The sequence below is a fragment of the Sorangium sp. So ce296 genome, assembly GCF_051529605.1.
Classification (GTDB): Bacteria; Myxococcota_A; Polyangia; order Polyangiales; family Polyangiaceae; genus Sorangium; species Sorangium cellulosum_D.
Window position 1 is genome coordinate 2,497,939 of the sequence record NZ_CP150325.1, and the last position, 18,456, is coordinate 2,516,394.

The 18,456-nt window shown below is 72.4% G+C and carries 17 protein-coding genes; 12 read left to right on the forward strand and 5 right to left on the reverse strand.

Features of this window, described 5'->3' with window-relative positions:
• The first annotated feature begins 200 nt into the window (after positions 1 to 200).
• The 10 genes from WME98_RS09565 (at position 201) to WME98_RS09610 (ending at position 11,635) form a co-directional block, all read left to right on the forward strand.
• Positions 201 to 1,553 carry a serine/threonine-protein kinase gene (locus tag WME98_RS09565; RefSeq protein ID WP_437951002.1) on the forward strand — a complete coding sequence of 451 codons (1,353 nt, stop codon included), beginning with the start codon at positions 201 to 203 and terminating at the stop codon, positions 1,551 to 1,553.
• A gap of 107 nt (positions 1,554 to 1,660) precedes the next feature.
• A complete protein-coding gene (locus WME98_RS09570; RefSeq protein WP_020739576.1) occupies positions 1,661 to 2,647 on the forward strand; it encodes an AAA family ATPase in 987 nt (328 codons plus the stop codon).
• Positions 2,644 to 3,552, forward strand: a complete 909-nt coding sequence (locus tag WME98_RS09575; protein ID WP_437951003.1) for a DUF58 domain-containing protein — start codon at positions 2,644 to 2,646, stop codon at positions 3,550 to 3,552. The genes WME98_RS09570 and WME98_RS09575 overlap by 4 nt, the downstream gene beginning before the upstream one ends.
• A complete protein-coding gene (locus tag WME98_RS09580; RefSeq protein WP_437951005.1) occupies positions 3,549 to 4,811 on the forward strand; it encodes a hypothetical protein in 1,263 nt (420 codons plus the stop codon). Before WME98_RS09575 ends, WME98_RS09580 begins: the two co-directional genes overlap by 4 nt.
• Positions 4,808 to 5,953 carry a vWA domain-containing protein gene (locus WME98_RS09585; RefSeq protein WP_437333083.1) on the forward strand — a complete coding sequence of 382 codons (1,146 nt, stop codon included), beginning with the start codon at positions 4,808 to 4,810 and terminating at the stop codon, positions 5,951 to 5,953. Before WME98_RS09580 ends, WME98_RS09585 begins: the two co-directional genes overlap by 4 nt.
• Positions 5,950 to 7,098, forward strand: coding sequence for a vWA domain-containing protein (locus WME98_RS09590; protein ID WP_437951007.1), 1,149 nt, complete (start codon positions 5,950 to 5,952; stop codon positions 7,096 to 7,098). The genes WME98_RS09585 and WME98_RS09590 overlap by 4 nt, the downstream gene beginning before the upstream one ends.
• Positions 7,085 to 8,200, forward strand: coding sequence for a tetratricopeptide repeat protein (locus WME98_RS09595; protein WP_437951009.1), 1,116 nt, complete (start codon positions 7,085 to 7,087; stop codon positions 8,198 to 8,200). The genes WME98_RS09590 and WME98_RS09595 overlap by 14 nt, the downstream gene beginning before the upstream one ends.
• Positions 8,197 to 10,191, forward strand: a complete 1,995-nt coding sequence (locus tag WME98_RS09600) for a BatD family protein (protein ID WP_437951010.1) — start codon at positions 8,197 to 8,199, stop codon at positions 10,189 to 10,191. Before WME98_RS09595 ends, WME98_RS09600 begins: the two co-directional genes overlap by 4 nt.
• The gene (locus tag WME98_RS09605) at positions 10,188 to 11,024 is read left to right on the forward strand and encodes a hypothetical protein (protein ID WP_437951012.1); all 837 of its coding nucleotides are present in this window, start codon (positions 10,188 to 10,190) and stop codon (positions 11,022 to 11,024) included. Before WME98_RS09600 ends, WME98_RS09605 begins: the two co-directional genes overlap by 4 nt.
• Before the next feature lie 77 nt (positions 11,025 to 11,101).
• Positions 11,102 to 11,635, forward strand: coding sequence for a hypothetical protein (locus tag WME98_RS09610; protein ID WP_020739589.1), 534 nt, complete (start codon positions 11,102 to 11,104; stop codon positions 11,633 to 11,635).
• On the opposite strand, the gene WME98_RS09615 is transcribed toward WME98_RS09610, so the two are convergent.
• Together WME98_RS09615 and WME98_RS09620 are read right to left on the reverse strand one after the other, a co-directional pair.
• A complete protein-coding gene (locus WME98_RS09615) occupies positions 11,625 to 11,783 on the reverse strand; it encodes a hypothetical protein (RefSeq protein ID WP_437951014.1) in 159 nt (52 codons plus the stop codon). The two genes, WME98_RS09610 and WME98_RS09615, sit on opposite strands and share 11 nt — an antisense overlap.
• A 99-nt stretch (positions 11,784 to 11,882) precedes the next feature.
• The gene (locus WME98_RS09620; RefSeq protein ID WP_437951016.1) at positions 11,883 to 12,446 is read right to left on the reverse strand and encodes an ExbD/TolR family protein; all 564 of its coding nucleotides are present in this window, start codon (positions 12,444 to 12,446) and stop codon (positions 11,883 to 11,885) included.
• Between the two features lie 572 nt (positions 12,447 to 13,018).
• Between WME98_RS09620 and WME98_RS09625 the strand changes: the two genes are divergently transcribed.
• Together WME98_RS09625 and WME98_RS09630 are read left to right on the forward strand one after the other, a co-directional pair.
• A complete protein-coding gene (locus WME98_RS09625) occupies positions 13,019 to 13,177 on the forward strand; it encodes a hypothetical protein (RefSeq protein ID WP_165374388.1) in 159 nt (52 codons plus the stop codon).
• A complete protein-coding gene (locus WME98_RS09630; protein WP_437951017.1) occupies positions 13,174 to 14,031 on the forward strand; it encodes a helix-turn-helix domain-containing protein in 858 nt (285 codons plus the stop codon). The genes WME98_RS09625 and WME98_RS09630 overlap by 4 nt, the downstream gene beginning before the upstream one ends.
• Before the next feature lie 131 nt (positions 14,032 to 14,162).
• Here WME98_RS09630 and WME98_RS09635 read toward each other — a convergent pair whose 3' ends face one another.
• The 3 genes from WME98_RS09635 to glf all read right to left on the reverse strand — a co-directional run bounded on the left by WME98_RS09635 (position 14,163) and on the right by glf (position 18,455).
• On the reverse strand, positions 14,163 to 14,681 hold the full coding sequence (locus tag WME98_RS09635) for a hypothetical protein (RefSeq protein ID WP_437951019.1): 519 nt from the start codon (positions 14,679 to 14,681) through the stop codon (positions 14,163 to 14,165).
• Positions 14,682 to 15,102: 421 nt separating this feature from the next.
• A complete protein-coding gene (locus WME98_RS09640; RefSeq protein ID WP_437951020.1) occupies positions 15,103 to 17,337 on the reverse strand; it encodes a family 1 glycosylhydrolase in 2,235 nt (744 codons plus the stop codon).
• Positions 17,334 to 18,455 (reverse strand): UDP-galactopyranose mutase, encoded by a 1,122-nt coding sequence (glf, locus tag WME98_RS09645; RefSeq protein ID WP_437951022.1) that lies wholly within the window; start codon positions 18,453 to 18,455, stop codon positions 17,334 to 17,336. The genes WME98_RS09640 and glf overlap by 4 nt, the downstream gene beginning before the upstream one ends.
• Position 18,456 lies beyond the last annotated feature (1 nt).

The window sequence follows — 18,456 nt, forward strand, 5'->3', positions numbered from 1 at the left end:
CATGCTGGCCGATTCTCGACAACTGGAAAATTGTTTGAGATTGGTTCCCGATCCTGGAACGCTCTGCATCGCCCGAGGCATCGCCCAAGGCATCGCCCGGAGGCATCGCCCGAGGCATCGCCCGTGAGAGCTTCAGCGTGGTCGGATTCACGACGACACAGGAGTCGCAGGTACGAGCTGTGATAGCGCCCGTCGATCTTGTGCCAGGCCAACTCCTCGGCCGCTATGAGCTGCTGATCGCCATCGCGCAGGGCGGAATGGGCACCGTGTGGGCGGCCCGGGAGCGCGACGGGGCGGCGGGCGACAAGATCGTGGCAGTCAAGACGATGCTGCCGGCGCTCTCCAGCGATCCGCGCTGCAAGCGCATGTTCCTCACGGAATCGCGCATCGCGGCCCGGATCAAGCACCCGAATGTGTGCGCGATCCTGGATCAAGGTGAGCAGAGCGGGGTGCTCTACTTCGTGATGGAGTGGATCGACGGCGACGCCCTCGTGGCGCTGCAGGGCGGCAGCACCCGCAAGCAGGGCCGGCCGCTCCCCCTGCCCGTCGCGGTGCGGATCGCGATCGAGGCGGCGCGCGGGCTGCACGCGGCCCACGAGCTCCGGGACGAGGACGGCGCGCTGGTCGGGCTCGTGCACCGGGACGTCTCTCCGCACAACATCCTGATCACGCGGGACGGCTCGGTCAAAATCGCCGATTTCGGCGTGGCGAAGGCCGTGGCGCAGGCGGACAACCCGACGACCAACACCGGGCACATGAAGGGCAAGATCCTCTTCATGGCCCCCGAGCAGGTCTACAGCGAGCAGCTGGACCGGCGGTCCGACATCTTCGCGCTCGGGATCGTGCTCTATCAGCTGACGACGGGCACGCACCCCTTCGCCGCGAGCCACGACCTCGCGACGATGGCGCGCATCGCGCGGCCCGAGCCGGTCGATCCGCCGAGCTCGCTCGACCCCGGCTACCCGCCCGCGCTCGAGGCCGCGGTGATGCGCGCGCTCGCCAAGGATCCCGCCGAGCGGTTCGCCACGATGGCCGAGCTCGCGGACGCGCTGGAGGCGGTGAACGCGACGCTCGGCGGCCGCCCCGAGGAGGTGACGGGGTACATCCGCGACGCGCTCGCCGCGCGCACGTCCCGGCGCGCGGCGGTGATCAAGGACGCGCTGCGCGCCGCGGACGGCAGGTCGCGGGGGCGGCCGTCCTCCCGGCTCGATCCGCGCCGCCGCGCCCGCACGATCGCCACCGCGGCGGCGCTCGTCGCGTCGGGCGCGCTGCTCGGGGCGGCGACGCTCCTGTGGATCGGCCTCGGGGAGGGCCCCGCCGCGCAGCAGATCGTGGAGGTGCCCGCGGCGCCGCCCCTCGCGGAGGAGCCGGGCCCGCGGGCCGCGACCGCCGAGCCGCGCGCGCCGGAGCCGCCGCCCGCGCCGGCGCCCTCGACCGCGCCCGCGACGCCGCCGTCCTCCGCCCCCGCGGCGACCGCGAGCCCGGGCCCTCCGCGCCTGCCGCGCGCGCCCGCCGAGGCCGGGCGCGCCAGGTTCCGCGAGCCCGGCTTCTAGCGCCGCGCGCCGCGCGCCGCGCCGCGATGCCCGGCGCCCGCCGAGGAATATTCGGGCGGCGCCGGTTGTCCTCGGGCGGCCGGGCTTGCTATGAGCTCCCACCCGTTATGCACGACGTACGCGCCCTGAACGAGCTGGTCGCCAAAGAGAGCGCCTTCATCGACACCCTGCTGAACGAGGTTGGCAAGGTCATCGTCGGCCAGACGTACATGATCGAGCGCATCCTCATCGGGCTGCTCACCGGAGGGCACGTGCTCCTCGAGGGCGTCCCGGGCCTCGCCAAGACGCTCACCGTGCGGACGCTCTGCGACGCGATCGACGCGAAGTTCTCCCGGATCCAGTTCACGCCGGATCTCCTGCCCGCCGACCTCATCGGCACCGTCATCTACAACCACCAGAAGGGCGACTTCACCTCGAAGCTCGGCCCGATCTTCGCGAACCTCGTGCTCGCCGACGAGATCAACCGCGCCCCGGCCAAGGTGCAGAGCGCGCTGCTCGAGGCGATGCAGGAGCGGCAGGTCACCATCGGGGACACGACCTACCCGCTGCCGAGCCCGTTCGTGGTCATGGCGACGCAGAACCCGATCGAGCAGGAGGGGACCTACCGGCTCCCGGAGGCGCAGGTCGACCGGTTCATGCTCATGGTCAAGGTCGGGTACCCCGCGCGCGCCGAGGAGCGGCAGATCATCGACCGCACGACCGCGGTGATCGAGGGCAAGGCCGCGAAGGTGACGACGCCCGACGAGCTGGTCTCCGCGCGCAAGGTCGTGCGCGACGTGTACATGGACGATCGCGTGAAGGACTACATCGTCGACGTGGTCTTCGCGACCCGCGAGCCCGGGCAGAAGGGGATGCGGGAGCTGAGCAGCCTCATCGAGTACGGGGCGAGCCCGCGCGCCTCGATCGCGCTGGCGCTCGCGGCGCGCGCGCACGCGTTCCTGCGCCACCGCGGCTACGTGACGCCGGAGGACGTGAAGGCGATCGGCCCGGACGTGCTCCGGCACCGGGTCGTCCTGACCTACGAGGCGGAGGCCGAGGAGGTGACGTCCGAGCAGATCGTCCGGCGCGTGTTCGAGGTGGTCGAGGTGCCGTGATCAAGGCCTCCGGCTCGAAGAACCCGCTGCCGCCGGAGCTCCTCAAGCAGCTCCGGCGCATCGAGATCCGGACGCAACGGCTCGCCAACGAGCAGCTCTCCGGCACGTACTCGTCCGTCTTCAAGGGGCAGGGCCTCTCGTTCCGCGAGGTCCGCGCCTACATGCCCGGCGACGACGTGCGCTGGATCGACTGGAACGTCTCGGCCCGCATGAGCGAGCCGTTCGTGAAGGTGTTCGTCGAGGAGCGCGAGATGACCGTCATGCTGGTCGTCGACGCCTCGCAGAGCGAGCAGTTCGGCACGCGGCGCGCGTCGAAGGCGCGCGTCGCCGCCGAGATCGCGGCGCTCTGCTCGTTCAGCGCCATCAAGAACAACGATCGCGTGGGCCTCGTGCTCGCGACCGAGGCCGTCGAGAAGCTCGTGCCGCCCAAGAAGGGGGACAAGCACGTGATGCGCGTCATCCGGGAGATCCTCGGGCACGAGCCGAAGTACACGGGGACGAACCTGAAGCTCGCGCTCGAGACGCTGGTGAAGGTGGCGAAGCGGCGGAGCGTCGCCTTCGTGATCAGCGATTTCTTCGCCACCGGCTTCGAGCGCTCGCTCTCGCTCGCGAGCGCGAAGCACGACGTGATCCCGGTGATGCTGGTCGATCCGCGCGACGAGGAGCTGCCCGACGTGGGGCTGGCGACGTTCGAGGACCTGGAGACCGGCGAGGAGGTCGTGGTGGACACCGGCGACCGGGCGGTGCGCGACCACTACCGCACCGCCATGCGCAAGCTCCGGAGCGACCGGGACAAGCTCTTCAAGAAGCTCGCGCTCGACGCCGTGGTCGTGAAGACGGGGGAGAGCTTCGTGACGCCGCTGCGCGACCTGTTCGCCAAGCGGGCGCGGAGGATCAGGCGATGAGGCCGCGGCCCCCCTCGGCCCTCGGCGCGGGCGCCGCCCGCCTGCCCGCGTGGTCCGCGCTGGCGGCGGCCCTCGCGTGCGCGGCGCCGGCGCTCGCGCAGCCGGACGCGGGCGCCGCCGGCGGGCCCGCCGCGCGGGACGACGACGCGCCGCCCGCGCCGCCGCCGCTGCCCGCGCCGGCGCCCGCGGCGACGGAGCGCGGCGGGAGCGTGTGGGCCTCGTGCGCGGAGCACGTGCCGCCCGGCGCGACGCGGCCGACGCTGAAGGAGACGTTCCCCAGGAACGGGTTCAGCGGGTACGCGGCGCACCTCGAGATCACGATCGCGCACGGCAAGGGCGAGACGGTGCTGCCGGAGGGCTTCAAGGTCCAGGGCGACAGCGACGCCGCGCGCGCGCTGGAAAAGGCGGGGTTCATCCTGCCCGAGGCCGACGCGGGCGCGGGGCCGACCAGCGAGACCACGGCGACCGAGGCCGGCGCGACGACCAGGCTGGTCATCCCGTTCGTCCCGCTGCCCAAGGAGCCCGGGAGGAGCGCGCTGCAGCTGCCGCCGGTGCCGATCGCCGTGTCCCGCGCGAGCGGGGAGCTCGTCACCGTCTGCACCCGGCCGCACGAGATCGTGGTCGAGGACCCGATCGCCAACGAGCGGGATCCCAAGGTCAAGCCGAACCCGCCGCCGCGGCCGCAGCGGGAGGAGTGGGTGCTCGCGAAGCAGCTCGCGGCGGGCATCCTCATCGGCGCGGCGCTCGGGCTCATCGTGGCCTGGCTGGTCCGGCGCTGGATGCGCCGGCCCCGCGTGGTAGCCGCCCCGCCGCCCAAGCTGCCGTGGGTCGCCGCGCTCGAGGAGCTCGAGGCGCTCCGGCGATCGAGCCTGCTCAGCGAGGGCCGGACCGACGAGTACTTCGACCGCGTGAGCGACTGCGTGCGCAAGTACCTCGGCGCGCGCTACGGCTTCGACGGCCTCGAGACGACCAGCGACGAGATGCGCGCGCTGCTCGCGCGGGTGCGCCCGCCGGTGCCGGTGCTGCCGCAGATCGCGCGCTTCCTCGCCGACTGCGACCTCGTGAAGTTCGCGCGCCTCCAGCCGAGCGAGGCCGACTGCCTCGAGGCGATCGAGCGCGGCGAGGTCATCGTGCACCGCACGACCCCGCCGGCGGTGCGGCCCGAAGGGGGCGCCGGGGCCGCCGGGGCCGGAGGATCGCCCGCCGGCAAGCAGCCGCCGCCCGCTCGCCCGTCCGGGGTGGAAGGGGAGGCGCCGTGAGCCGCGCGAAGCGCGCCGCGCTCGCGATCGGGGCGACGCTGGTCGTCGCCGCGCTCGCCTGCGTCTATCCCTACCTCGCCCGCCGCGACGCGTGGGTCGGCGCGAGCTGGCAGGCGCCGTGGTTCTTGCTCGCGCTCCTCGCGGTGCCGGTCGTCTGGTACTGGGGCATCTTCGCGGAGGACGCGCGCAGGCCCCGGCTCCGGCTCGGCACGGTCGCGCCGCTCGCGCGCGGGCCGCGCGGCCTGCGCAGCCACCTGCGCGACCTGCCGGGCGTGCTCCGCGCCGTGGCGCTCGCGCTCCTCGTCCTGTCGATGGGTCGGCCGGTCAGCGTGCTCCGCGAGCAGCGCACGGACGACAAGGGCATCGACATCGTCGTCGCGCTCGATCTGTCGGGCTCGATGCGCGCGATCCTCGACGCGCGGGCGAGCGATCTGCCCGGCCAGCCGAGGCTGCCGCGCGGCAAGCGGCTGACCCGGCTCGACACGGCCAAGCTCGTCCTCCAGGACTTCATCGGCCGCAGGAAGACCGATCGCCTCGGCGTCGTCGTCTTCGGCAAGGCCGCGTACGTGCTGTCGCCGCCGACGCTCGACTACCACCTGCTCACGCAGATGGTGTCGCAGATGACGCTCAACGTGATCGACGGCAGCGCGACGGCGATCGGCGACGCGCTGGGCACCGCGGTCGCCCGCCTGCGCCGGAGCGACGCGCAGTCGAAGGTCGTCATCCTCCTGACCGACGGCGACTCGAACGCCGGGGCGATCGCGCCCGAGTACGCGACCCACCTCGCGACGTCGCTCGGCGTGAAGGTCTACACGATCCAGATCGGCACCGACGACGAGGTCGAGGTCGAGGACGGCGTCGATCTCTTCGGGCAGCCGCGCTATGTGCGCCACCGCTTCCCGGTGAACCCCGCGCTGCTCCAGGAGATCGCGCAGAAGACCGGCGGCGAGTCGTACGTGGCGACCGACGCGAAGGCGCTGGCGGACAGCATGCACGACGTGCTCGATCGGCTGGAGAAGACCCGCTTCGAGGCGTCGAGCGCCGCGTACGAGGATCTCTTCCCGTTCCTGCTCCTGCCCGGCGTGTTCCTGATCGGGCTCGACGCGCTCCTGCGCGCCTGGCTGCTCCGGAGGTTCCCGTGAACTTTGCGGCCCCGTGGTTCCTGCTCGGGACGGCGTTCGCCGCGCTGATCGGCCTCCTGCTCATCCTCGGCGGCTTCGGCGTGGCGCGCGCGATCAAGCGCTTCGGCGACGAGGATCGCGTGAAGGCGCTCACCACCGCCGACCCGGCGAAGCGCCGCGCGTGGAAGGGCGTCCTCCTCGTGCTCGCGACGGCGCTCGCGTTCGTGGCCGCGGCGCGGCCCCAGTACGGCAAGGGCACGCGGCTCGTGCCGGCGACGAACGTCGACGTGGTGGTCGTGCTCGACTACTCGAAGAGCATGTACGCGCGCGACGTCGAGCCCTCGCGCATCTTCCGGGCGAAGGTCGAGGTCGCCCGCCTCATCAAGGATCTCGAGGGCGCGCGCTTCGGCGCGGTGGCGTTCGCCGGCGAGCCGATGGGCTTCCCGCTCACGGCCGACGGCGCCGCGATCGCTCAGTTCTTCCGCCAGCTCGACCCGAACGACATGCCGATCGGCGGCACCGCGATCGCGCGCGCGCTCGACCAGGCGAACGACCTCCTGAAGCGGGATCCGAAATCCGCCGAGCACAAGCGGATCATCCTGCTCGTCACCGACGGCGAGGACCTCGAGGGTTACCCGCTGAGCGTCGCCCAGGCGATCGGCGCCCAGGGCACGACGATCCACGTCGTGCAGATCGGCGGGCGCACGCCGGAGCCGATCCCGGAGATCGGCCCGGACGGCCGCATCGTCGGGTGGCGGACCGATCGCCAGGGCAAGCCGCTCACGACCGAGCTGTCGCTGTCGGGCGAGCAGCAGCTCGCGTCGATCGCGCAGGCGACGCCGGGCGGGCAGATCATCCGCGCGGAGAAGGGGACCACGGGCATCGAGACGATCGCCGCGGAGCTCAGGCGGCAGATGAAGAGCGAGTTCTCGGAGCGGGTCGAGACGGTCTATGCGGACGTCTACTTCTACCCCCTCGGCCTCGCGATCTTGCTCCTCATCGCCGAGGTGTTCCTCAAGGACGCTCCGCGCCGGCGCTTCGTCGCGACGCGGCCCGAGGTCGCGCCGAAGCGCGCCGCGCTGCTGAAGGCGCGCCCGGGCGGCGCGGACCTCGCGGCGGGGGCGGCGGCGGAGGGCAGCGCGGGAGGGCAGCATGCCGCGTCGTGATCGCAAGCGGGCCGATGCGCCGCGCCGGGATCGCCGGCGGGCGGAGCTCTCCGGGTTCTTCGCGCGCCACGGGCGCGCCATCGCGATCGGGCTCGCCGCCGCGTGCGTCACCGGCGCCGCGTTCTCGGCGGCGACGGGCTGCAGCGGGTGGGATCCGACGTCCCCGTTCGAGCGGAACGCGCCCGCGGTCGATCAGGCGATCCGCGAGCTCGACGCGGGCAACTTCGAGTCCGCCGAGCAGGCGCTCGCGAGCTACCTCGGGACGGGCCCGTGCACCGACGCCGGCATCGGGCTGCCCGACGCCGTCCGCCAGAAGCCGAACGGCTCGTTCGATCTCGGGCTGACGCTGTTCCACCTGGCCGAGCGCTTCGGCCACCGGTTCGGCGACGAGGAGCTCGCGGACGGCGGGCCGGAGCAGGAGCAGAACGACGCGCTGCGCGGGATCGAGATCGACTGCGCGCTGATCCTGGTGAAGGCGATCGGCGCCGACCCGAGCGTGCCGGCCGACCTGCGGGCGCGCGCCCGCTACCTCGCGGGCAACCTCGAGTTCTTGCGGCGCAAGTACGAGGACGCCGTGACGTATTACGACCAGGCGCTGGCCATCATCCCCGGCATCTTCGAGGAGGCGGGGGGCGACGGCATCGGCCGGGACGCGGCCTGGAACCGGGCCATCGCCCTGCGGCGGATCCAGGAGCAGCAGGACGCCGCGCCGCCGGACGCCGAGCCCGACGCGCCGCCGGACGCCGAGCCCGACGCGGGCGACGACGGCGGCGACCAGGACGCAGGCGACGACGGCGGCGACCAGGATGCGGGCGACGACGGCGGCGACCAGGACGCGGGCGACGACGGCGGCGGCGAGGACGCGGGCGACGACGGCGGCGACCAGGACCAGAGCCCGGACGCCGGCCCGCAGGATCAGCCGCCCGACGCGGGCCCGCAGGATCAGCCCGAGCCGCCGCGCGAGCAGCCCCAGGAGCAGCCGCCCACCGGGCGGCAGGACGATCGCATCCTCGACCAGCTCGAGGAGGCGCCGACGTACCAGGAGCAGGAAGCGAAGAGCAAGGCCGGGATGCGGCGCGGCCGCGCGATGGAGGACAAGTGACGCGCCCGCCGCGCTCCCCTGCCCCGCTCGCGCTCGCCGCGCGCTTCCCCGCCCCGCTCGCGCTCGCCGCCCCGCGCCTCGCGCCGCTCGCGACGGCGCTGCTCTTCGCGCTGCTCGCGCTGCTCGCCCCGCTCCGCGCGCGCGCCCAGCAGCCCGAGCTCTCGTCGCGCGCGAGCTCCACCGAGGTCGAGGTCGGCGAGCCGTTCACGGTCGAGGTGAAGGCGCTCGTGGAGCGCGGCGGCGGCATGCCGTCCGATCCGGAGCTGCGCGTCCCGCCCGACCTCTCCATCGTCTCCGGCCCGAGCATCGGGACGCAGATGAAGACGCAGCTCAGCGGCGGCGTCATGACCACGCAGCTCGGGATCAGCGCGACGTGGCAGATCGTCGCGGACAAGCCCGGCCGCTATACGGTCCCGGGGCCGACGATCGGCTGGAACGGCAAGCGGCTGACGGCGGCGCCGATCCTGATCAAGGTCGTGCCCGCGAGCGGGCGGCCGCGCCGGCCGAACAACCCGTTCCTGTTGCCCGGCGGCCCGATGCAGGGCTTTCCCTGGCCGTTCGGCGGTCCGGGGAGCCTCCTGGACGACGACGAGGTCGAGGACGAGCCCGAGGACCAGGCGCCGGAGCTCGCGATGCCGAGCGAGCCCGACCCGATCGTGTTCCTCCGCGCCATCCCCGACAAGACGACCGCCGTGGTCGGCGAGCAGGTCACCGTCTCGTTCTACCTCTACTTCCGCGAGAACGCGGAGATGAGCGAGCCCCGCGCCGCGCCCGCCGCGGACTTCCTCCGCCACCCGCTCCTCGAGGACCCGCGCCACGAGCGGCCCGTGTACACGCGGGTCGGCGGGCACCGCTACGCGGCCCGCCTCATCGACAAGCTCGCGCTGTTCCCGCTGAAGGCGGGCGAGCTGCACACCGGCAGCATGCAGGCGCGCATCACGGGGCGGCGGATCGGCGCGCGCGTGCTGCGCGAGTCGAACGACGTGGTCGTCCGCGTCACGGAGCCGCCGCTCTCCGGCCGCCCGTCCGGCTACGTCCTCGGCGACGTCGGCCAGTTCACGCTCAAGGCGACGGTGCAGCCGCGCCAGATCGAGCAGGGCGGCTCGGTGGCCGTCACCGTGCAGGTCGCGGGCACCGGCAACTTCCCGCAGTCGCTCCGGGTGCCGGAGCGGACCGGCCTCGAGTGGCTCGATCCGGAGAAGCGCGAGTCGCTCGAGCCGCGCGGCGGCGCGATCGGCGGCTCCCGGACGTTCGGCTACGTCGTCCGCATCCAGGAGAGCGGCGCGGTGGATCTCGGGAAGATCGAGCTCCCCTACTGGGATCCGGCGCAGAAGCGCTACGTGGTCGAGGGCGCCGAGCTCGGCGTCGTCCAGGTGACCCCGGTCGCGCCGCCGGCGGCGTCCGCGCCGTCGTCCGGGGCGCCCGGCGCCGCGGACGGCGCCGCAGGCCGCGCCGAGCCGTTCGCCGGGATGCCCGGGCTCCGCACGTCGCTCGGCCCGTACGCCCCGCCCGCGACGCTGCCCCTCGACGGGGCGCCGTTCTGGCTGCTCCTCGCCGCGCCGCCGCTCGCCGTCACGCTGTTCGGCGCGGGATCTCGCCTCGCGCGCCGGGCGCGCGAGCGCCGCGCGGCCGGCGCCACCTCGCCCGCCCGGCTCGCGGCGGTCGCGCTGGGCGAGGCGGAGGAGGCCGCCGCGCAGGGCGACCTCGGGGCGACGGCCGCGGCGATCGAGCGCGCCGTGCACCGCGCGATCGAGTCCGCGACGGGCCTCCGCTCCCGCGGCGTCCTGCTCGCCGCGCTGCCGGACGAGCTCGGCCAGCGCGGCGTCCCCGACGCGCTCTCTGCGCGCGCCTGCGAGACGCTGGCCGCGTGCGAGGCGATCCGGTTCGAGCCGGCCGCGCGCGGCGGCAGCGCCGGCGCGGCGGCCGCCGCGGCGCTCGTCGAGCAGGGCCGCGCCGTCCTCACCGAGCTCGCCCGATGGAAGCCGACGTGAACCTCCGGAAGAGGCGCCCCCTCGCGGCCGCGCTCGTCCTCGCCGCGTGCCTCGCGCCGGCGCTGCCGCTGCGCGCGGCGCGCGCGCAGCCGGCGGAGCCGCCCGAGGCGCTGTTCCAGCAGGGCACGGCGGCGCTCGGCCGCGGGGAGTACGGCGCGGCGATCGACACGTTCGAGCTGCTCGCCGACCGCGGCTTCGTGCACCCGGACGCGAGCTACAACCGCGGCCTCGCGTACGTCACCCGCGTGCGCGAGGGCGCCGACCGCCCCGGCGATCTGGGCCGGGCGGCGGCCGCCTTCGAGGAGGCGCTGCGGCTCCGCCCGGGCGACGCGGACGCGGATCGCGCGCTCGACCTGGTGCGCGCCGAGATCACGCGCCGGCGCTCGCGCCGCGCCGCGGACGCGGTCGACGCGCGCCCCACCCTCGACCGGGTCGTCGTCGGCCTCGCCTCGGAGCGCACCTGGGCGGCGGCGGCGCTCCTCGCGTCGCTCTTGCTGTCGCTTGGCGTGGTCCTGCGGCGCCGCCCGGCCGGCCCCGCGCACGTCGCGGGCAGCGTCCTCGCGCCGACCGCGCTCGTCGCGCTGCTCGCGCTGGTGCCGCTCACCTATGCGGCGCGGCACCTCCGCCTCACGACCCGGGCGGGCGTCGTGGTCGCGCCCGAGGTGCGGCTCCTCGACGAGGGCGGGCGCGCGCTGGCCGCCGCGGCGCAGAGCCCGATCCCGGAGGGCGCGTCGGTCGAGGTCGGCAGGAGATCGGGCGGGCTGGCGGAGGTCCGCTGGGGCGCGGCGGAGGGGTGGGTTCCTGCGTCGAGCATCCGGCTCCTCGCTCCATGAGCCGCGCCATCGTGTGCTAGGTTGTCCGCGTGTGGGTACGCCGCGCAGCCATTCGCCCCGTCCCCTCGTACGCTCAGGTGCCTGCGCGCGTCCTGTCCGAGATCGAGGATCAGCTCGCCGAGGATGACGACGACTCGCGCAAGCAGCTCGACGACGCGTTCACGCGCTTCGAGCAGACGCAGCCCGCGCTGGCCGACCGGATCTCCTCGGTGCTCTCCGGCCCGCTCGACGAGACGGCGCTCGCCCTCGGCTACTTCCTGACGCTGGCGATCTGGCTCGCCTTCGACGAGCTGTTCGGGCAGGACCTCGAGGAGGTCACCGAGACGGCGCTCACCGGCGTCGAGGAGTCGCTGAACCTGGACGAGCAGATCCGCCTCCACGACCCCGCGGAGGCGGTCGACTCGGACGACGTGATCGCGATGGAGCAGCCGGACGTCCTCGCGTTCGTGCAGGAGCACCTCGACGCGGCCCTCGAGGCGAACGCGCACGAGGTCGACGTCGACGACGTCCACGCGATCTACCGGGTGGTGCTGATCGAGGTGCTGGCGCTGAGCTACGCGGTGCGGCCGCCCTCGAACTGGGTGGCGCTCACGACGGAGTTCACGGCGTAGCGCCACCTGCCCGGCCCCCGGCGAGGGTGTCCTCGGCCCGGCGCGGGGTGGGGGTCCCGCCGAACTCGATGGCCCGGCCCCCGGCGAGGGTGTCCTCGGCGCGGCGCGGGGTGGGGGCCCCGCCGAACTCGCCTGAGAGTTGAGCCATCCGGCAAGCCGGATGGCTCAACTCTCAGGCTCAAACATCGGCCCATCCCCCACCCCGCGCCGCGCCGAGGACACCCTCGCCGGGGGCCTACGGTGGGGGTTAGCGCGCGGAGAAGGTGGCGAGGAACGCGGGCATCTCGATGCTGCGGCCGTCGTCGAGGAGGACCGTGCGGCGCGGGGCGTTGATGGCGTCGAGCACGGCGACGAGCTCGCGGAACGGCGTCTTGTCGTCGCTGTGGAGCACGGCCTGATCGGCGCGGCGGTCGCTCGGGGCGCGGTGCTCGCCGCTCCGCTGCCACTCGCGCTGGATGGCGTCGCTGAGCTCTCGATAACGGATCGCGCTGGCCCCCGCCGCGCCGATCTCGACAGCGTGCTTGGGGACGCTCACCTCGCTCAGGACGGTCGCGCCCTGCTTCCACACGAGGTTGAACCTGTCCTCGCCGACGTGGACGTGCATCGTCTTGAGAGGCTCCTTCTGACACTCCTCACCGCACCCGGCGGCGGCCGGGGCCTCTGCGCTGGTCTTGAGGCGCGAGCTCGAGACCCACACCGCGGTGATCAGGAGAAAGGCGATGGTCACCATCAGGAGATCGATGAACGGAATCATGTTGATATCGCTGTTCCGCGCCCGCCTCTCGCCACCACCCACGTCGACGCCCGCCATGGCTGCCTCCTTGTGTGTTCGTGCTGTCGCGATGTGCGCTCGTGAGCCGCGAAGCGCCCCGGCTCCGCAACCGCGCCGCGACGTGGTGAACAGAGGACGGCGCGCCCCGAATGTTCCAGGAACGCACCGGGCCGAGCGGCGCACCCGCGCGGGGACGGCAACGGACAAACGCGGAGAGGCACAGACACGCCAGGCCACCCCGCATCGCCCGCGACAGGTGTCCGTGGAGGGCGGACGACTCCGGGCGCGCGCGCGCCCGGCGCCGTCCACTATTTCGGAGGCGTATCATTTTGATGTCGCTGCAAGAACAGCGCGACGCATCAAGCGTGGACAGTCGAGCGAGGTGGCGCCTCAGAAGATTTTACAGCGAAGACGTAACAAATTGCTGAATCCGAGGCATTTTCGCCGAAACAACCGGCTACGGATGAGACTGCCCGATGGTGTCATCGCGATGACGCATCGTGCCGTCGCCGATGCGTCATGACCGAGCTGTCCCTTGACAGACAATCCGTTATAACGGATGATAGGTCTACGGGTTGGAGGTAAGTCGGATGCGCCCCCAGAGTGCTCAAGTGATCGACTTGGAAGAGTACCGGCAGCAGCGGCGGGTCGCTCGGAGCGAACGCGCGCTCGAGAACGACACGATGGCGTCGGGTAGCTCGTTGACCATGCCGGTCGCCCTCTGGTGGTTCCCCGTGTGGACGTGGATGCCGGTCTGGCAGCTGCGATGAAATCGGTCCGCCAGAACACGCCGCGCGCCCCCCTCGGGCTGATCGCCGGCGAGCGGTTCGAAGCCTCGTCGTCCGGGGCGGGCTTCAAGAACGGGGTCGGAGCGCCCGCCGAGCTCGCGGAGAGCTCCTCACCGCTCGCCGGGGCGCTCTCGCATCGCGGGCCGGAAGGCGCCGCCGACCTCGCGAGCCGCGCGAGGGGGAACGGGGCGCACAAGGAGCCGCCGCGGCGGGACGTGGACGAGACGTCCGATGAGGCCTGGGGCTACGAGATGGCCCCGCAGGACTCGTCCCCGGCGCTCACCGGCATCGTCGGCGCCAACCTGCGCCGCCTCCGGACCAAGCGCGGGCTCTCCCTCGAGCGGCTGGCGAAGGCGTCCAGCGTGAGCCGGGCGATGCTCAGCCAGATCGAGCTCGGCCAGAGCACGCCGACGATCAACGTGCTCTGGAAGATCGCCCGGGCGCTGGGCGTGCCGTTCTCGGCGCTGATCAGCGACCAGTCGATCGGCGGCACGGCGCTCATCCCGGCCGCGCGCGCCAAGGTGCTCACGTCGCACGACGGCTCGTTCACCTCGCGCGCGCTGTTCCCGTTCGACGTGCCGAGGACCGTCGAGTTCTACGAGCTCAAGCTCGCTCCCCTCGCCACCGAGCAGGCGGATCCACACCCGCCGGGCACGCTCGAGAACCTCGTGGTGACGACGGGAACGCTGGAGATGATCGTCGGCGCCGAGCGCCACCTGCTCGCGACGGGCGACGCGATCCTGTTCGAGGCCGACGTGCCCCACCAGTACAGGAACCCCACCAAGCAGGAAGTCATCATGTACCTGGTGATGACGTACGTCGAAAAGACCGGCTGACCAGAGCGAGCCGCCAGGGTGCCTGGAGCGCCGGGAGAAGAAGGATCTCCTGGCGCTCCAGGCGCCCTGTCCATCGGCTCGTGCTTTCCCGGCGCCGGCGAGCCATCAGGCGCTGCGCCAGGGGCGCGCGATCATCGGTTCATGCTGGCGACGTTCGAGCCGCCCATGTTGCTCGTGCCGCTCGCGCCAGAGCCCATGCCCATGCCCATGCCGGTGCCCATGCACATCATCATCGGCATGCTGCCGCACATCAGCATCATCGGCATGCCCATGCCCATCATCTTCATCATGGCATCACAGCGCTGGCGCAGCATGTCCATGTTCATGCCCTCCATGGGCATCATCTTGCAGACCATCCCCTCCTTATCCATCTCACAGGTCATCCGCGCCATCATCGGCATCTGACCCATCATCTGGGGCATCATCCCCATCATCTGGGGCATCATCCCCATCATCTGGGGCATCATCCCCATCATCTGGGGCATCATCCCCATCATCTGGGGCATCATCCCCATCATCTGGGGCATCATCCCCATCATCTGAGGCATCATCCCCATCATCTGGGGCATCATCATCTGAGGCATCATCCCCATCATCTGAGGCATCATCCCCATCGAGCCCGTCATCGGCATGCTCATCATCGGCATCATGGCGTTTCCTCCGCGATTTCGTGGTTACGTCTGCGTTCTAGGCTAAGCGCCCGCGAAGGTGGGAGCAAGCAACGCCACCGGGCCGCTCCACTTTTCCTCCGGTGGAGCAGACGTGTCGACGCCCTCGACAGACGCCGCGCCAATGAAGCAGAGAGTCGTCTGCCATCACGAGACGCCCGGCACACGAGCGCCACCGAGAGCTGAAGGCGATCGTGGCGGCAGAGCAAGCTCATCCGTGACGCCGCGCACCGATCGATGGCTGTCGAGCGCTGGACACGCGCTCACCGCGCGGGAGGACGCGGAAAGCCCATTACCGGCTTCTCACGATCCGACCCAGGGTGGTCGTGGACACGATTCCGAATTCTCCCGACGACCGACGGCGCCTGTCACCGACCGCGGGATCCCGATCATTCGCCCCGGCTCAAGCGGCCTGGCGGCCGAGCTGGGCTTCGGCCACGGTCGACAGGTATCGCGCGAGCGCGTCGTCGAGCGCAGGGAGCAGGAGCCCCCGCTGGCTGCCCAGGGCGCTGTACCGCGGGCGCGGCGCGACGAAGCCGAGCGCGCTGCCCGGGCAGCGGACGAGGAGCGCCGCGGTAAGGCGCGCCAGCGCGGCGCTCCGAGCGGCGAGCTCAGCCCAGGTCACCGCGTCGCGGTTCGCCAGATGCCAGAGGCCGCCCTCGCCGTCGATCAGGAGATCCAGGGTCGCGTCGACGAGGTCGGGTGTGTAGGTCGGCGTCACGATCAGGTCCTCGGCCGCGCTGAACGGGCGGCCGTCGCGGAACGCGCGCAGGGCGGCGGCGACGAAATGAGCCTCGTCCCACGGGTCGATGAAGGCCGCCGTGCGCACCACCAGCGCCGTCGGAAGGATAGAGAGCACCTGTCGCTCGGCAGCGGCCTTGCTCCGCCCGTACGCGCTCAGCGGCCGCGCCGGGTCGGTCTCCACATAGGGTGTCGTGCCCGTGCCGTCGAAGACCTGATCGGAGGAGAACGTGACGAGCCGGACGCCGCGCTCGCGGCACACCGCCGCGAGCACCGCGGGCCCGGAGGCGTTCTCGCGCGCGCAGCGGTGAGGCTCGAGCTCGGCGTCGTCCACGCGCGCATAGCCCGCGGTGTTGACGACCGCCCACGGCGCGTAGCGCTCGAGGGCGCGCTCGACCGAGGCGGGATCGGCGATGTCCATCTCGGCGCGGCTCAGCATGCGGTGCGGCAGCCCGCGGCGGGCGCACAGGCGCGCAAACGCCCTGCCGAGCATGCCCGCGGCGCCGGCGATCACGATCGGCGGCCCCTCGGGCTGCGCCGCGGGGCCGCCGGTCGGCTCGACGCGCCCCGCGACGTCGCGCCCCTCCACGCCGACCGCCGGATAGAGCAGCCGCTCCGGGCGGCGCCACCACCCGGGCGTCGAGAGCACCGGGTGGAAGAAGGGCTCCTCGCGCGCAAGCGCCCGGACGAGCCCGGCGAGCGCGGTCGGACGCGGCGCCTCGCCGCGGACGTCGAAGACGCCCGGCTCGTAGCGCCCGCGCGCGCTCACCACGAGGCTGTCCCAGTCGAACGAGCCGAGCAGCGCCCATGCGGTCACCGCCCGCACGTCCGCGCCCGCCCCGCGCGCGGCCACCGCCGCGCGGTACGCCTCGGCCAGCCAGCGGAGCTGCTCCTCGCGCGAGCCGCCCAGGTGCGCCTCCGTGATCGCGACGGGCCGGCGGTAACGCTCCCAGACCTCCAGGAGGCGCGGGAGATGCCCGCCCACGCCTCCGGCGAGCACGCGGACGGCCTCGACGTCGGCGTAGGCGTGCCGGCCGTTGCCGCCGTGCGCCCACGGCGGATAGCGCTCGAGGCGCTCGTCGATGAACCGCTCGCTCGTGATGTAGTAATTGACGCCGAGGATGTCCGGCGGACACGGCGACGCGACGAGCGCCTCGAGCTCGCCTTCGGGCACGCCCCACTCGAGGAGCTGGGGATAGAACGGGTGATCCCGGTCCACCCGCCCCATGAGCAAATCGAGGCTCAACCACCTGCGGTGATTCTCGTGCTGCGCCTGGTACGCGAGCGGCGGCGTGCTGAACGTCCGCCCGAGATCCTCGGTCTGCACGAGGCGCGCGCGCGGGTTGACCTCGCGGACGGCGCGCATGGCCGCGGCGACCGCGCGGCACTGCGTGAGGAGCGCGCGGATGAAGGCGCGGCCGTCCTGCCCGTGCGGGTACCAGTGGCCATAGAGGCCGGAGAAGCGCGCCGTGGTGAGCGGCTCGTTCACCGGCGTGTAGTCCTCGACCCACGGGTAGCGCTCGGCCACCGCGCGCGCGAAGCGCGCGAGCCCCTCGACGAAGCTCGGGTCGAGGAGGCTCGTCCGGGGAGGCCCGCTGCCATGGTGGACGAGCCCCACGATCGGACGCACGCCGAGGTCGCGCAGCCTCCCGAGGCGCGCGTCGGCCCACGCGAAGCGCGCGAGGCCGTCCGGCGCCGTGCGCTCCCAGAGCACGGGATACCGCAGCGCCCGGATCCCGAGCTCGGCGAAGCGGTCGAGGTCGTCGAGCCGGTGCGCGTGGCCGTTCCGATCGAGCTGATCGTGGTACGCGTCGCGGACACGGTTCACCGTGCACTCGACGCCGCCCCAGACCTCGATCGCCGGCTCGCCGCCATCGTTGGCGCCCGGCCCGATCACGCCGCCTCCGCGAGGGGCCGAGTGCCAGGCGCGCCCGTCAGCTTCGCGTAGAGGGTGAGGGCCTGGGCGACGACCTGATCCATGTTGTAGTAGCGGTACGTGCCGAGCCGGCCGGCGAAGTGGACGCCGCACGTCGACCGGGCGAGCTCCTCGTACTTCCGGTAGAGCGCCGCGTTCTCCGGCCGCGGCACGGGGTAGTACGGGTCGCCGTCGCCCTTCGGGAACTCGTAGACGATCGTGGTCCTCGGGTGCGATTGGCCGGTGAGGTACTTGAACTCGGTGACCCGGGTGTAGCTGTACTCGTTCGGGTAGTTGATGACCGGCGCCGCCTGGTACACCTCCTGATCCTTGGTCTCGAACTTGAATTCGAGCGAGCGGTAGGGGAGCTTCCCGAAGCGGTAGTCGAAATAGGCGTCGACCGGGCCTGTATAGATGACCTCGCGGTGCGGGACGACAGCGCAGATCTCGCGGTAATCCGTGTTGAGCAGGATCTTGATGCCCGGGTGGTCGACCATCCGCTCGAACATCCGCGTGAACCCGTGGAGCGGCATCGCCTGGTAGGTGTCGGCGAAGTAGCGGTCGTCCCGGTTCGTTCGCACGGGGACGCGCGCCGTCACCGAGGCGTCGAGCTCCGACGGGTCGAGCCCCCATTGCTTGCGCGTGTAGCTGCGGAAGAATTTCTCGTAGAGCTCGCGCCCCACCTTGCTGACGATCACGTCCTCCGAGGTGCGGATGCGCTCGCGCCGCTCGGCCCTCGAGGCGAGGAAGCCCTCGACCTCCAGCGCGTTGAGGCTCAGGCCGTAGAGGCCGTTGATCGTGTCGAGGTTGATCGGGATGGGCAGGAGCTGCCCGTCGACCCACGCGCGCACGCGGTGCTGGTAAGGGCGCCACTCGGTGAACCGCGACAGGTAATCGAAGACCTCCCGCGAGTTCGTGTGGAAGATGTGCGGTCCGTACCTGTGCACGAGGATGCCGGCGGCGTCGTAATGGTCATACGCATTCCCGCCGATATGCATGCGCACGTCGCAGAGCAGCACCTTCTTGCCCGCGCCGCGGGCGAGCCGCTCGGCGAGGACGCACCCGGCGAAGCCCGCGCCGACGATGAGGTAATCGAACATG

What these genes read in the sequence shown, in the direction of transcription:
- WME98_RS09570 (WP_020739576.1), top strand. Translation starts at nt 1,661, where the DNA reads ATGCACGACGTACGCGCCCTGAACGAGCTGGTCGCCAAAGAGAGCGCC.
- WME98_RS09580 (WP_437951005.1), top strand. Translation starts at nt 3,549, where the DNA reads ATGAGGCCGCGGCCCCCCTCGGCCCTCGGCGCGGGCGCCGCCCGCCTG.
- WME98_RS09595 (WP_437951009.1), top strand. Translation starts at nt 7,085, where the DNA reads ATGCCGCGTCGTGATCGCAAGCGGGCCGATGCGCCGCGCCGGGATCGC.
- WME98_RS09615 (WP_437951014.1), bottom strand. Translation starts at nt 11,783, where the DNA reads ATGGCTCAACTCTCAGGCGAGTTCGGCGGGGCCCCCACCCCGCGCCGC.
- WME98_RS09620 (WP_437951016.1), bottom strand. Translation starts at nt 12,446, where the DNA reads ATGGCGGGCGTCGACGTGGGTGGTGGCGAGAGGCGGGCGCGGAACAGC.
- WME98_RS09630 (WP_437951017.1), top strand. Translation starts at nt 13,174, where the DNA reads ATGAAATCGGTCCGCCAGAACACGCCGCGCGCCCCCCTCGGGCTGATC.
- WME98_RS09635 (WP_437951019.1), bottom strand. Translation starts at nt 14,681, where the DNA reads ATGATGCCGATGATGAGCATGCCGATGACGGGCTCGATGGGGATGATG.
- glf (WP_437951022.1), bottom strand. Translation starts at nt 18,455, where the DNA reads ATGTTCGATTACCTCATCGTCGGCGCGGGCTTCGCCGGGTGCGTCCTC.